The sequence below is a fragment of the Ruegeria lacuscaerulensis genome (genome assembly GCF_013034685.1).
GTDB classification, from domain to species: Bacteria; Pseudomonadota; Alphaproteobacteria; order Rhodobacterales; family Rhodobacteraceae; genus Ruegeria; species Ruegeria lacuscaerulensis_B.
In genome coordinates this window covers 1-12,524 of record NZ_WQGO01000023.1, presented here as the reverse complement: position 1 = coordinate 12,524, position 12,524 = coordinate 1, and the positions used below count along the sequence as shown (strand labels likewise).

Genomic DNA, 12,524 nt, shown 5'->3' with positions numbered 1-12,524 from the left:
TATAGACAACGCAGAACACCAAGACGCAAAAACGAACGACTTTTTCAACGACATCGGCTCCGAGCGGTCGGTCGCTGTACAGCAGCGCTAACGTCTTATGGGCGCCCGCATTGGGCTCGATGTTGTCAATTTCTCAAACGCTAGGAATGTTCTCTTTGCGGATAAAGCAGAAATCGCTCGATCACTAAAAAACCTCAGGCGGCTTAGCCAAAGGTCCCCAAGTTTCAGGGTCTGGTAGACCGACACTTGACCACGCTTCTTGCAAAACTCTGGAGTCTGAAGATCTTGTCCGCGGCAAATCATCCAAAATATCAAACCAAGGCATTTTGCTTTCTATTCCGGAGTGGACTGAAGGAGCAAAGTTTTCCGGTTGGTCGAGGCTCGAAGTATGCAGGACCAGATAGGCCGTTTCTCGTGGCTTCACGAGCTTATAAGTTAGGCTTGCCCCGCATCTGGCACAAAAGCCACGATTTGCTATCGGCGTAGTTGCGAAGTATCGAGGTTCCTCGGTGAGAAATCGAACAGCAGAAGCGGGAAAAGCCGCCCATGCATTAACTGCTGAACCAGAAAATTTTCTGCAACAACTACAATGGCAATACCCGGTGCTTATGGCAGGCGCGTTTATTTCATACCGTACTAACCCACAGATGCAGCCACCAGTTATTAAGGTTTTGGCCAATTCATCTTCATCAAAATCCAGAAAACCTCCCTCTTCTCCGGGTTCTGAAACGGTCATGTAGACATGTATTGGACTATCAGTTCTCTTGAGTCTTTTGTGACCGCAATCCGCCAGCGGAAGATCTATCTTGCCCGCTATTTGCGCCATTACTTCTCCTGAAACCGCGATTTCACCTGGTTCCGCTATTGCTTCAAGCCGTGCCGCAGTATTTACGCCGTCTCCGAGAATATCGTCGCCGTGTACAACGACATCACCGAGAGAAACGCCGACGCGTAAGATGAGAGGGTCGTCACTGTTCGACCGGCGTGCTTCGCGTGCGCAGGCTCTTTGAATGTTAATTGCACAATTGACCGCCTCAAAGACACTTGAGAACTCAGCCAAAAACCCATCGCCAGTAGACTTAAAAACACGACCCCGGTTTGCTTCCACCTGCATGCCGATGATTTCACGTTCTAGTCGAACCAACTTAGCTAATGTTCCGCTTTCATCACGTGATACCAATCCTGCGAAACCGACTATATCGGTGGCCAGAATGGCCGCTAATTTGCGTTCCATCTCCGTTGCTCCGAGCTAAAAATCTCCAAATGGTGCCTGCTTACTTTAGCATAAAATCGGTCGCAGCGAGCCACGGTAGCTGAGGTGTTATTTCCAGTTTTGAAAGATCCTTCAGTGCTGCGACCAGCCAATCATACTTGCTGCGGAGAACGGCAACACGAGTCCAATTTGTTCGATGCCGCACAGCGCACAAATGTCCGGTGTTGGCTATCTACTCCATGGTCAGGCGACAAGTCCCAGCTCTTTGTCGGTGGCTGTCGCTGCATATTTTTCCCTTGGGGGCATGGGTCTCGATTGCCAAGGCGGTTCGAAGGTGAAACTTGAAACGCTGCGACCGTCAGGTAGGGCGCCGTTTCCAGCCCCGAGCGCGTAGTCGTAGTAGAGTTTGACGATCTCTTCTTCAGTCACCTGCGATGTTTCTGGATGCGCCATGCATGCATCACGCCACGCTCGTACCCGGTCATAGTCTTTGCCAACGGGTAGTTTGAACCCTTCGTAGTAGTCAAGGAACCAAAACCGCTTGAACATCGGGGTAAAAACAGCCTCTGCCAAACCGAAGTCATCGAACAGGAACGGGCCAGTCGGACTATGATGAGCCAAGAAATCATCAAGGTCTCGATAGAGCGCGAGGAGTTTATTCAAGTGCTCATCTCGGCGCGCCTGATCCTGATTCATGACAAAGAGATAGCCTGCCATTGTGAACGGTCCTTCGCGGGCGATCAGCATCGACTCAATGGCGTGCTCGGCAGGATCACTGCGGCGCAATGGAGCACCTGGTAGAGCCTCATCAAGATAGCGCAGGATCACGAGGCTTTCTTTTAATATGCGGCCGTCGCTGGTTTCCAGCACGGGCAAGGCTGTCGTACCTCGGGTCTTGGCCAGCAATTCGGGATCGCGCGGCTTGGTGATGTCTACGACACGAAATTCCACGGCATCCGTCAGTCCGCGCAGCGCCAGTAGGATTTCCAGTCGCTGCGAGAAGGGACAGACGGGGATATGATAGACGATGTGTTTCCCAGTCATGGTATCAATCCAAAGGTGGGCCAGTGAAGGCCATGTTGTGCCGCTTGGCGCTCTCTTCGATAGCAGGCATGTCCTCGGGAATACGGCACTGACCGGCTGCCATGTCAGCAAAGAAGCCTTCGAATCCGCCGGGCGTCAGGATCACGAGATGGCGGCAAGGTTCGTCGTCTGTCACCTTGAAGGTATGTTCCTTGCCTCGTGGGATGAATACGCTTTCGCCGGCCCCTGCGGTGAACTCCTCGCCTTCTAGCCAGAACCTGCATGTTCCGGTGAGGATTACGAAGGTTTCGTCTTCGTTTTGATGCACGTGGCGTGGAGGGCCGCTACCAGCAGGAGACCAACTGTCCACTATAGACATGGTGCCGCCTGTCTGTTCTGGGCCGAGGATGGTTTTGTATTTTACGCCGAGCCATTCGATGGCTCCGTCGATTTGGGCCTGATCCTTCATCGTTTCTCTCCATTGGCATTGGATTGAAACGAAAGCGCTTCCGTTGACAGAATCCTATCCGAAGGCCAACCTATCAGGCAAACCGCAATATCTAATATAGGATATCGGCTAGGTGAATTTCGCTACACTGGACCTCAACCTTTTGCGCGTGCTGGACGCCCTCTTTAGCGAAGGCTCAACCGTCAAGGCGGCCGACAGGCTCGCCATGTCGCAATCCGCAGTCTCCGGTGCATTGTCACGTCTTCGTCATGCTTTGGACGACCCCCTTTTTGTCCGGCAGGGAAACCGTTTGGTCGCTACCGATTATGCATCCAAGATTGAATCCGGTTTGCGCGAAGAACTTGAACGTCTGGAAGCTTTGCTAGCCCCACCGGCTACCTTTGACCCGCAAACCGCTGAAGGCACTTTCCGGATCGCCGCCAGCGATTTTTTCGCGGAACTCCTGATGCCGCCTTTGGGTGATTTCCTGCAAAAGTCAGCGCCCAATCTACGAGCGCAGCTGGTTGATCTGGTTCCGAATGACTATGTGGCCAGTCTTGAGCGACGCAACGCTGACATTGCGCTGATCCCGGATTTGCTCCTGCCGGACTGGGTCAATCGGGAGCCGCTTTTCCATTCGCCGTTCCACGTGATAGCTCGCAAGGGAAATCCAAAGCTTGAGGGGCTTCAGGAAAGGACACAAATGCACATGGATACGTTCTGTGCGCTCCACCATGTCTTGTTCTCCCCCGAAGGGAACTTGGCCGCGATGGGCGATGCTGCCCTAAACCGCGTCGGAAAACAGCGACAGGTTGCTATGACAGTGCCCGTCTTCAGTGGCGTTTGCCGCGCGGTTAGCGAAAGCGACCTCATCGCGCTTGTACCCGCTCAGCTCGCAAGGAAAGTGGCCAAGACATTCGAACTGAAGGTGTTCGAACCTCCGATGCATATTGAACCAGCGTTGATCATCGGCATCTGGCACAAGCGTTCCGACAACGCCCCGATGGCGGCTTGGATGCGTAGCCAAGTCTTCGAATTGATGAAGGCGTTGGACTTAGACAGTTAGTCAAACTGTCCTAAGCAGCGCCTTTCGGACAGAAACAAGTTGATGTTTCGAATAACTGAATCGAACAGCCAATGCAGACATTCGAGCAGCCGCAGCGAACACACGTTTTGCCCGCTTATCGAAAATTGCAAAGACTGGTTGAAAAGGTCCGTTTTGGGCCGCTGTTTGACAAACGAACAAACCGCAGAGGATGCATTGAGCGAACAGCGTCGGCGTTGTTTCTGCGTGTCGGTTTGTAGGCCGCAGATCTAAAATCGCTGGACAGAGTCAGAGCTGCTGGTGACTGTAGAAACCACGTTCAGCGGTGGAGATATTTTGTGGAACATATTGCACAAATGAACATGGGGTACTTGCTACACCCTCCAGGCGATCCCCGTATTGCAGGGTTCGAGGACAACTCGGATCGTCTGAACGCTGTCGCAGATCGATCCAAAGGTTTTATCTGGCGCCTTCAAGGAGAGGGCTACGATCTCCCGGAGAACGACACGGGTGCATTGTTTGGTCGGCCACACGTCGCACTGGCGACGCTATCGACTTGGCAGAGCTTTGCAGACTTAGAGCATTTTGTTCACAGGACTATCCACGGTCAGTTTCTTGACCGACGGATGGAGTGGTTTGCGCATTTTGATGAGCCAAGCTATGTTATCTGGCCGATCCAGGCCGGACATATTCCGAGCCTGATTGAAGGAAAGGAAAGACTTCTTCGGTTGAGAAAAGATGGGCCAAGTCCGGAGGCTTATTACTTTGCAACAGGTAGAGATATGGTTGCTAAATAACCAGCTCAGCGATTACAAAGTCGACTCGACTAGCGATTGATTTGCCCCAATATGAATGCACTTTTGATTGAGTTTCGGTGGGTTTAAGTTGATAGATTCACGCTACGACAATCACCAATTGAGCGTGTATGGTGAACCGCGCAAACTTATGGGCAAATCGTGCAAAATTATGCGCAAACACAGCGCAGAGTTATGGGCAAGTTTCCAAGATTTCCTTCAATGAAATCAATGTTGGGAATGCAGCGTTATGCGCGTCCCTACAGGATGTTTTTGGTTTGCGCACAACACTTCTCGCATCCAATATGTCTGCGTAGTTTGCCCAAGATTTTGCGCTACGCGATTGTCTGCCTTGGCGATGAATGCAATCAATTTTTGGCGAAATCGTTGCGGCTATGGCCCTTTGCGTTGCTCAATCCCGCAACGGGGCTTCCTAGGGAAACTTAAACTATCACGCAGGGTCTGCGATGCGCACAACCCGGACTTTTCTAAGTATGACGAACGGCTCACAGCCGTCGTTCAGAAGTATCCTGATGAATGACGAATTTGGAGATTTGAGAGCTGCGCCTTCAGGATCGCCTCATCAGAAGCGAACTTCTCAACACCGACGGTCCGGCCAAACTCCAGCCAACCAGCTGCGTGCAGGATCAGGTCGGCCCTTCCCATAAAAGATGCTCCGAAGGCGCTGGCACCTTCATATCCAGCCTGAGCGTCATTGATCTTGGACGACGTGACCAATCCGTCGCCACGGCAGGGAACCCCAAGTCGGCGCACCAGCTGGCAACCGGCCAATTGGGCCAGGTGAGATTCTGGCGTTCCAAAGATCGGGCCCATGAACTGCATCGAAAACGGGGTTGCGAAGATCCCGCCGACCACTGGCGCCCCAGGGCGATAGATTTGCGTCAAAGCCAGCCCAACCATGATTTCCGCAAGCCCCTGCGCCAGCGCCCCGGCAACGGTCACCGGTGCCGTGGCCCCCATCATCATGTAAGAGGCAACAAGGCTGGCCTGACCCAATTTAGCCGAAGCACGCAGGCAGCGCAGGGGATTGGTCTGAAAGACCAACGGGGGCGTCAGATTGATCAAATGAAGCAACCGACAGTCTTCGTCCGTATCCTTGACCCCAGCCGCGCTGGCCACCTCGCGCAGGGCGTCTTCGGACAGGACGGTGCCCATCATCGGCTTATCCGAAAGCTCCAGATGGACGCGGGCGAGCTCCATGTAGGGCACCAGTGCGTCCCCGTCGTGTGCGATGCAAAGCTGAAAGCCCGTGCTGTCGATTGCCGGCGAAGCATCGTACAGGCGCACGAGTTCGCGGTAGTCCTCGAGGGTGCCTTGGCGGAGGCTGTCGTCCGCGTGCCGGACATTCGGCGGGCCATAGAAGGGGACGACTACTGGGCGCTCGCCTCCGACCATTACTGAAGCCGCCTCAGTTTTCCCTTGCCAGATAAAGGATGCGGGCGCATCTGCAATCAGATCGCGCAGACGGTCAGCGTCGATACGCACATGCTCCCCGTCAATCCGCGCCCCGACCGACGCCATGGCGTCGAGGCTGCCGGGATCTCCCTGCAACTCTACCCCTATTTCATCGAGAATTTGGGCTGCCTGTGCTTCGATAGAGACCAGGGTTGGTTCATCAAGCAACGCGTAGGGGAATTGCATTTCTGACCTGTCGAGAGATTTCCTGGATGAGCGCCTTGACTGCATCATTCCGGTTCTTGGCGCGAGTTCGCGCGACATAGGCGATTGAAGGCGGTTCGGGGAACACATCTTCGACAATCTCCAGGTCAGGCGACAGGTGCAGCCCGTTCATCAGCGCGACCCCCAACCCCGAGCGCACGGAGGACAGGATGCCCGCCGCACTGGGGCATTCGAAGACCGTTTCAAACCGTTGTCCACCTCGCGCCCCTTCGGCACTGGCCCAATGTTTGTAGAAACAGTTGCTGTCAAAGGCGAGAAACGGCACCGGGACCGACAAGTCCAGCGGAAGGTCATGAGATTTGATCCAATGCAACTGGTCTTCGTAGAGAACAAGATCGTCAGGGAGCACATCACGGCTAAAGACCTGCATGACCGCAACGTCGATTTCACCGGCCTCCAGCCAGTCTGCGAGGGTCAGGCTCTGGCTGATCCGTGTGCGCACCTGGGTTTTCGGGTGCAGTCGGGTGAAGCGGCCTAAAATACGAGCCACGTCGCCGCCGGTTGTGTCTTCGGTCATGCCCAGTTGGATCATACCCTTGAGTGGTTTCTTGCCCAACGCCGCCAGCGCCTCGTCATGCAGATCCATCATGCGCTGTGCATATCCCAGCAACCGCTCGCCCGCTTCAGTAAACAGCGGTCCGCCTGCGCGGCGCGCCAGAAGGTCGCAGTCCAGAGCCTTTTCCAGCCGCCTGACCTTGTGACTGACCGCCGGTTGCGACAACGCAAGATGTTCTGCCGCGCGGGTAACGCCCCCATGCGACGAGATTGCCAGAAGTGCCCGCAGGCCATCTATTTCCAGCCGTTCAGCCATGGAACAACTCCATTCAAATTTCTTATATATTCATGACAATCATTCATTTGATAGATTGACTACACTAAAACTACAATCGGGGAAAGTCAGAAAACGGATTGAAACATGACAACCGATGCAAACAAATCGCTTGAGTGGGGTGGAGCCTTTTTGTCCATCGCCTATTCCCTGCTCATCGCCTCCAACACTGGTTACGAGGTGCTGTCCTTCGTGTTTTTCCTGTTGGCGGCGCTGCTGCTTTTCACCCTTGCGGTGCGAAAGCAGATGTGGGGCTGGACGACGATGCAGGGTTTCTACATCGCCACCGGCACCTACGGCATCTTTGCCTGGAGCGTCTGACCGTTCCTGCGCTCACTTTCCTTGAAATCATCCCCGAATGACTGGCCGACCAGCCCACCAAAGCAGGAGAAATATCATGACCCAACTTGTGGACCAACACTGTGTGATAAACGGAAACCGCATCGCCCAAGGCGTGCATGGTGAAGGCGAACCTGTGGTCCTCATCCACGGCACTCCGTCCTCGTCCTGGATCTGGCGCAACATCCTACCTTCGTTGGTCGAGGCCGGACACAAGGTGCATGTATTCGACCTGCTCGGCTATGGTCTGTCGGAACGTCCACGCGACCCGAACATCGACACCTCGGTCACCGGGCAGGTTCCGATCCTTGAAGGGCTGCTCGACATCTGGGGGTTGGATGGCCTGCATGTCATAGCTCATGACATCGGTGGTGGTATCGCCCAGCGGTTCGGCATCCAATCCCCTGAGCGTGTCCGCACGCTGACCATGATCGACGTGGTGAGCTATGACAGCTGGCCCTCGAAGCGTACCCATGAACAGATGCAAGCGGGTCTTGAGAAGCTGATCAAGGCGCCGGATGCAGAACACCGTGAGCATTTCCGGGAATGGCTCTATTCGACAGTGCTTAACAAGAAACGTCTCGCCGAGACATCGATGGAAACCTACCTCGATTTCATCTGTGGTCCCGTAGGCCAGGGCAGTTTCTTTCAGCATCAGGTCATGCACTACGACCCCAAGCACACCGATGAGGTCGCACCGCGCTACGCCGAGCTTGGGGAGCGTCCGGTCCAATTGATCTGGGGCGCGGATGACGCCTGGCAGGTGGTTGCGTGGGCCCATAAGCTGAACAACGCCATCCCCGGCTCGGAACTGCATGTGCTCGAGAACTGCGGCCACTTCTCGATGGAAGACCAGCCGGAGAAGATCTCGGCCCTGCTGGTCGACTTCCTCGAACGCAACAGCTGATCAGACTGGGGTGGGTCGACTGTATGTTGGCCCGCCCAAATGCCTAACACGAAAAGGCCCAACTAAGTGTTTTAAGCACCCCGTTACCCCGGCATCAAAGATATCCGCGCGCGTCAGAACCATGTGGGCTATGGGATGGGCCTTGGCGTTATGCTTCTGGACGATGCCTATCCGGGCTTCCCCGGTGACGTGCGAAACCCAAGCGCGTTTCCCTTTCCGATCCAGTATGACATCGCCACGGACGTCAGCAACAAGACCTTGGTTTGGGACCAGGACAAAACACCAGTTCGCGCGCCCATCATTGCATCCGCAAAGCGGTTGGAAAAATACGGGTGCCGCGCCATTGTCGCGGAATGTGGGTACTTTGCCTATTTCCAGCAGGAGGTGGCCAACGCCGTTAGCGTGCCGGTTTTCACGTCCAGCCTGCTGCAGGTGCCATTTGCCCAGACCCTCATAGGCTGCAGTAAGAAGGTGGCAATCCTGTGTGCTCAACGCCGCTTCCTGACGGATCGCCACCTTGAGGCTGTCGGAATTGATCCGAATTCCAACCTGATCATTGGCGGCGCCCAGGACGAGCTGGGGGTGACCGAGTTCGACAAACTTTGGGATCCGGAAAAACGTCCAGACGCTCCTATCGCAAACTTTGAGACCGCAGAACGCCAGATGGTCGAGGCAACCAAAGCGCTCGTGGCACGCGATCCGAACGTTGGCGCCATCGTCTATGAATGCACAGGGATGCAACCGTTTTCTCGTGCGGCACAGCGCGAGGTGGGCCTGCCGATCTTCGATTGGGGAACCTTACTGCATTATGCCTACTCGGTAGTCGCTGCCCGAGACTACTATGGGCATGTTTAATCGGGTTTGCACGAAAACATGGCTGCCCAATTCCATAGCTGACAAACTTTGGTGCTCAGCCTGTTGCTCCGACCTAAACTCTTGAAAAACTATCTGTCGATAGGCCAATCTCATTTTCAAGAACAATCCGAAGTGCCACCTATGGAACCCTGAATGCGGCTGATCAGAACATGTTTGATTTTGGTAGCGGTGATCGCAGTGACCATAATGGGGTTACGATTGACGTTTCCGCTTCCTGAAGAAAACTTTTCTGAGCCAACGCTTAAGGAAGATGCCGATTGGGTCGGACCACTGGGTGCAACAATAAAAAATGCACTTGAACGCAATCCCGGGCTCGACGGTGTAAGGCCGTTAGGAAATGGACGTGCAGCCTTTGCGGCCCGGGCGATCCTTGCAAGAGAAGCGACATCCTCAATCGATGCTCAGTACTACATCTGGCAAGATGACGTGACCGGCCTGATGCTTTTGGAAGAGCTCAGAGCTGCAGCAGAGCGCGGCGTGCGCGTCAGATTGTTGGTCGACGATAACGGTATCTCTGGATTGGATGGTTTGCTCGCCGAACTGGACGCCCTGCCACATGCAAATGTACGCATTTTCAATCCGTTCACTTTGAGGAACCCAAAACTTCTGTCTTATGCATTTGACTTTGGTCGCCTGAACCGGCGGATGCACAATAAATCAATGACTGTGGACGGAGTCGCCACGATTGTTGGCGGGCGCAACATTGGTGACATCTATTTCGACTACGGTGCAGGAACGCATTATCTTGATGTGGACGCGATAGCTATCGGCCCGATTGTGAATGAGGTATCGCAATCCTTCGACGCATATTGGAATAGTGCCTCCGCGTACGACGCGGAGTTATTTTTCGAGCCTCCGTCGGAAAAAAGTCTGAAAGCAAAGGCGGATGCAGCACGCCAGACTGCGGTTGGCGCAGGTTATCAAAGGGCAATTCAGGAAAATGAACTGGCCGGCCGGATATCGGCACGCGATCTGAAATTCGAATGGAGCGAAGTCACTCTTTTCGTCGACGATCCGTCAAAAGGGCTGGGGGAAGTCGAGAGTGAAGATCTGATTGTCGAGCAACTTATCGAATTCGCCAAAACCTCTGAAACCTCGCTAGACCTAGTCTCAGCGTATTTCATTCCGGGCGAAAGAGGCGCGGAGGTTTTGGAGGGGTTGGCAGAGTCCGGAGTGAAGGTCCGCGTTCTGACCAACTCATTGGATGCCACGGATGTGATGCCGGTTCACGCAGCGTATATGCGATACAGAGAAGGCTTGCTGAACAGCGGTGTAGAGTTGCTAGAGCTTCGAGCCTTGCGGCGTGAACATCGCGAGCGCAGCCTGCCCGAGATGCTGGCCGGGTCGGCCTCCGGTTTACACGCAAAAGTCTTTGGATCGGATGGAGAACGGATCTTCATAGGCTCTTACAACCTCGATCCAAGGTCTGCGCGGCTGAATACAGAAATGGGCCTTATGATCGAAAGCCCAAAGATTGCTGCATCGCTTGCGGAGCAATTGAACCGGCCTGAGTTTTCTTATCGAGTCGAACTTAACGACAGCGGCGAGATGACCTGGCTGCAAGAAGAGCAGGATGGGACAGTCACCATTCATACCGCAGACCCGGAAACCACCGGTTTACAGCGTGCCCTGACGGCCGTTGTCAGGTGGCTGCCGGTCGAATGGATGCTCTAGTCACCAAACGACCGACAATCCATTGGCCCGCAACCAGAGACGCCAGTGCGTGATCTGACCTACAGCGAACTCACAATGGCTCTGGCGTAAGCTTCCATGTCGATACTCGCGCCTCCGGTTGCGTACCAAACGACGACTGCGTCTTTTCCTGGCGAGACATAGATGCCTTGGCCATTCATCCCACTTTTGTAGAAATCGCCATCGGCAAAAACGGCATCCCATTGGTATGCGTTTGCCATCGGTTGTTCACGGAATGCTTCAGAAAGGTGCGGGCCAAGTGTTCCCTTCATGTAGTTTTCGGCGATACCCGCTGTTTGGATCGTGTTGATCATCTTTTCAGATACAACGCGATCTGACGCTGTCTTGTCCCAGCTTGGCGTGTACAGCAGGCCAATCTTTGCCATGTCGATCAAGCGGCTGCTGATCAGACCGTGTATGATGCCGTTTCCCTGAGGTGACAGCGCTAGGGTGGCATCTCCAGTCATTCCGGCTTTGCCCCAGACCCGTTCCGTGATCGCTTCGCCAAGTCGCTGGTTCGTGACGGATTCAATGACAAGACCAAGCATTTGTGTGTTTGCAGAGGAGTATTCGAAGGCCTCAGCCGGTTCCCGCAGCTTGGGTATAGCAAAGAGGGCTTCGTTGTGCGTTTGCAGGACGCCTGCTTCGTTCGGAACACCAACCTCAGCCCTGACAAAACGCCCATACGGTGTGTCGCCCTTGCGTGAAAGGGGGTTCTCTTCCAGATCCAAACCAGACTGCATGTTCAGGACGTCGATGACTTTTATGCTCTCCCAAGCTGTTCCTTTGGTGCCATCTACATAATCGCCAACCGTTTTCTGAACGTCGATCTTACCCTCATCTTCCAATTGACCGATCAGCAAGCTTGAGAGGATCTTTGCATTGGACATCCAGACGTGGTTGTCCGTCCGTCGCATTCCTGGGTAAACCTCGTAAGCGATTTCGCCGTTGTGAAGAACCATAACGCCCTGCACCGTGGAATCGTCGGCATTAATCATCTCGTCAATCGAGACAGCCTTTCCATCAGCGCCTGGGACACTCGTGGCACCTATGGCATCGTTAAGGTTTGCCGTAAGCATCGCGACGGCCCCGTCACGGCGAATAACCGAACTTGGCAGGAACTCGGCGAGGTTCATGTACGAAAACGCCCCGGCTTCGGTAATGTCGAGGAACTTCTGCAAATTCCATTCAGAGCTCAGGTCGTAAGCTTGCTTGGCTGTGTAACCATTCCTCAAGTCGCGGATGGAAAAGTCTTCTCGCGGCGTCGCGTATGGGTCGTCTTCAGCATGTACAGGAGAAGTTCCAAGGCTTTGCATAATCAAACCTCCAATGAGCGCAAAAACTGGAAAATTGGACTTTGAAAGTAACGAAGTGTTTGGCATCGCAGTATCGCTCCAAATGAGTTGCAACTAAAGTACGGCCGCAGTCGGCTTGTCAAAATCTGGTTTTCAAAGAACTGAACAACTTAGTTTTACGAGGCAAAGCTTAGTCCGTTTTCTTGGGAATTCGAGATTTACTGCCGTTCTATGCTGCCTGGTGAAAGTCCAACGTTGTTTCCAATGCAGGCATTCTGCGAATTTGGGCGAATGACTGCTGTGAGCTGATGTCGTTGAAAAACTCTTCCTTGATTGAGAGGCAAGCTGCTGATTCAATTCTC

At 54.0% G+C, this 12,524-nt stretch carries 12 protein-coding genes; 6 read left to right on the top strand and 6 right to left on the bottom strand.

Features of this window, described 5'->3' with window-relative positions:
* Window positions 1-184: 184 nt before the first annotated feature.
* From GOV80_RS22000 to GOV80_RS21990, 3 genes are all read right to left on the bottom strand, one after another.
* Window positions 185-1,234, bottom strand: a complete 1,050-nt coding sequence (locus GOV80_RS22000) for a GFA family protein (RefSeq protein WP_170787772.1) — start codon at window positions 1,232-1,234, stop codon at window positions 185-187.
* A 222-nt stretch (window positions 1,235-1,456) separates the two neighbouring features.
* Window positions 1,457-2,257, bottom strand: coding sequence for a glutathione S-transferase family protein (locus GOV80_RS21995; RefSeq protein WP_170645174.1), 801 nt, complete (start codon window positions 2,255-2,257; stop codon window positions 1,457-1,459).
* 4 nt (window positions 2,258-2,261) lie between these two features.
* Complete coding sequence (locus tag GOV80_RS21990; RefSeq protein WP_170645175.1) at window positions 2,262-2,705, bottom strand: cupin domain-containing protein; 444 nt, start codon at window positions 2,703-2,705, stop codon at window positions 2,262-2,264.
* Window positions 2,706-2,847: 142 nt separating this feature from the next.
* Here GOV80_RS21990 and GOV80_RS21985 point away from each other — a divergent pair, with 142 nt between their 5' ends.
* Together GOV80_RS21985 and GOV80_RS21980 are read left to right on the top strand one after the other, a co-directional pair.
* On the top strand, window positions 2,848-3,750 hold the full coding sequence (locus GOV80_RS21985) for a LysR family transcriptional regulator (RefSeq protein ID WP_237215997.1): 903 nt from the start codon (window positions 2,848-2,850) through the stop codon (window positions 3,748-3,750).
* A 317-nt stretch (window positions 3,751-4,067) separates the two neighbouring features.
* Window positions 4,068-4,526, top strand: coding sequence for a DUF3291 domain-containing protein (locus GOV80_RS21980; RefSeq protein ID WP_170787768.1), 459 nt, complete (start codon window positions 4,068-4,070; stop codon window positions 4,524-4,526).
* A 516-nt stretch (window positions 4,527-5,042) separates the two neighbouring features.
* On the opposite strand, the gene GOV80_RS21975 is transcribed toward GOV80_RS21980, so the two are convergent.
* Window positions 5,043-6,185, bottom strand: coding sequence for a trimethylamine methyltransferase family protein (locus GOV80_RS21975; protein ID WP_170787767.1), 1,143 nt, complete (start codon window positions 6,183-6,185; stop codon window positions 5,043-5,045).
* Complete coding sequence (locus GOV80_RS21970) at window positions 6,160-7,035, bottom strand: LysR family transcriptional regulator (RefSeq protein ID WP_170787765.1); 876 nt, start codon at window positions 7,033-7,035, stop codon at window positions 6,160-6,162. Before GOV80_RS21970 ends, GOV80_RS21975 begins: the two co-directional genes overlap by 26 nt.
* Window positions 7,036-7,140: 105 nt before the next feature.
* On the opposite strand from GOV80_RS21970, the gene GOV80_RS21965 reads away from it, so the two are divergent.
* From GOV80_RS21965 to GOV80_RS21950, 4 genes are all read left to right on the top strand, one after another.
* Window positions 7,141-7,374: a hypothetical protein gene (locus GOV80_RS21965; RefSeq protein WP_170787763.1), complete on the top strand. Its 234-nt coding sequence runs from the start codon at window positions 7,141-7,143 to the stop codon at window positions 7,372-7,374.
* Between the two features lie 76 nt (window positions 7,375-7,450).
* The gene (locus tag GOV80_RS21960; RefSeq protein WP_170787761.1) at window positions 7,451-8,299 is read left to right on the top strand and encodes an alpha/beta fold hydrolase; all 849 of its coding nucleotides are present in this window, start codon (window positions 7,451-7,453) and stop codon (window positions 8,297-8,299) included.
* A 93-nt stretch (window positions 8,300-8,392) separates the two neighbouring features.
* Window positions 8,393-9,154, top strand: coding sequence for an aspartate/glutamate racemase family protein (locus GOV80_RS21955; protein ID WP_336510192.1), 762 nt, complete (start codon window positions 8,393-8,395; stop codon window positions 9,152-9,154).
* A gap of 153 nt (window positions 9,155-9,307) precedes the next feature.
* A complete protein-coding gene (locus GOV80_RS21950) occupies window positions 9,308-10,849 on the top strand; it encodes a phospholipase D family protein (RefSeq protein ID WP_170787759.1) in 1,542 nt (513 codons plus the stop codon).
* 59 nt (window positions 10,850-10,908) lie between these two features.
* Here GOV80_RS21950 and GOV80_RS21945 read toward each other — a convergent pair whose 3' ends face one another.
* Window positions 10,909-12,249, bottom strand: coding sequence for a serine hydrolase domain-containing protein (locus tag GOV80_RS21945; RefSeq protein ID WP_170787758.1), 1,341 nt, complete (start codon window positions 12,247-12,249; stop codon window positions 10,909-10,911).
* Window positions 12,250-12,524: the final 275 nt, after the last annotated feature.

Bases quoted from the DNA above. Each gene is read 5' to 3' on its own strand.
- GOV80_RS22000 (WP_170787772.1), bottom strand. From the start codon at position 1,234: ATGGAACGCAAATTAGCGGCCATTCTGGCCACCGATATAGTCGGTTTC.
- GOV80_RS21995 (WP_170645174.1), bottom strand. From the start codon at position 2,257: ATGACTGGGAAACACATCGTCTATCATATCCCCGTCTGTCCCTTCTCG.
- GOV80_RS21990 (WP_170645175.1), bottom strand. From the start codon at position 2,705: ATGAAGGATCAGGCCCAAATCGACGGAGCCATCGAATGGCTCGGCGTA.
- GOV80_RS21975 (WP_170787767.1), bottom strand. From the start codon at position 6,185: ATGCAATTCCCCTACGCGTTGCTTGATGAACCAACCCTGGTCTCTATC.
- GOV80_RS21970 (WP_170787765.1), bottom strand. From the start codon at position 7,035: ATGGCTGAACGGCTGGAAATAGATGGCCTGCGGGCACTTCTGGCAATC.
- GOV80_RS21965 (WP_170787763.1), top strand. From the start codon at position 7,141: ATGACAACCGATGCAAACAAATCGCTTGAGTGGGGTGGAGCCTTTTTG.
- GOV80_RS21960 (WP_170787761.1), top strand. From the start codon at position 7,451: ATGACCCAACTTGTGGACCAACACTGTGTGATAAACGGAAACCGCATC.
- GOV80_RS21950 (WP_170787759.1), top strand. From the start codon at position 9,308: ATGCGGCTGATCAGAACATGTTTGATTTTGGTAGCGGTGATCGCAGTG.
- GOV80_RS21945 (WP_170787758.1), bottom strand. From the start codon at position 12,249: ATGCCAAACACTTCGTTACTTTCAAAGTCCAATTTTCCAGTTTTTGCG.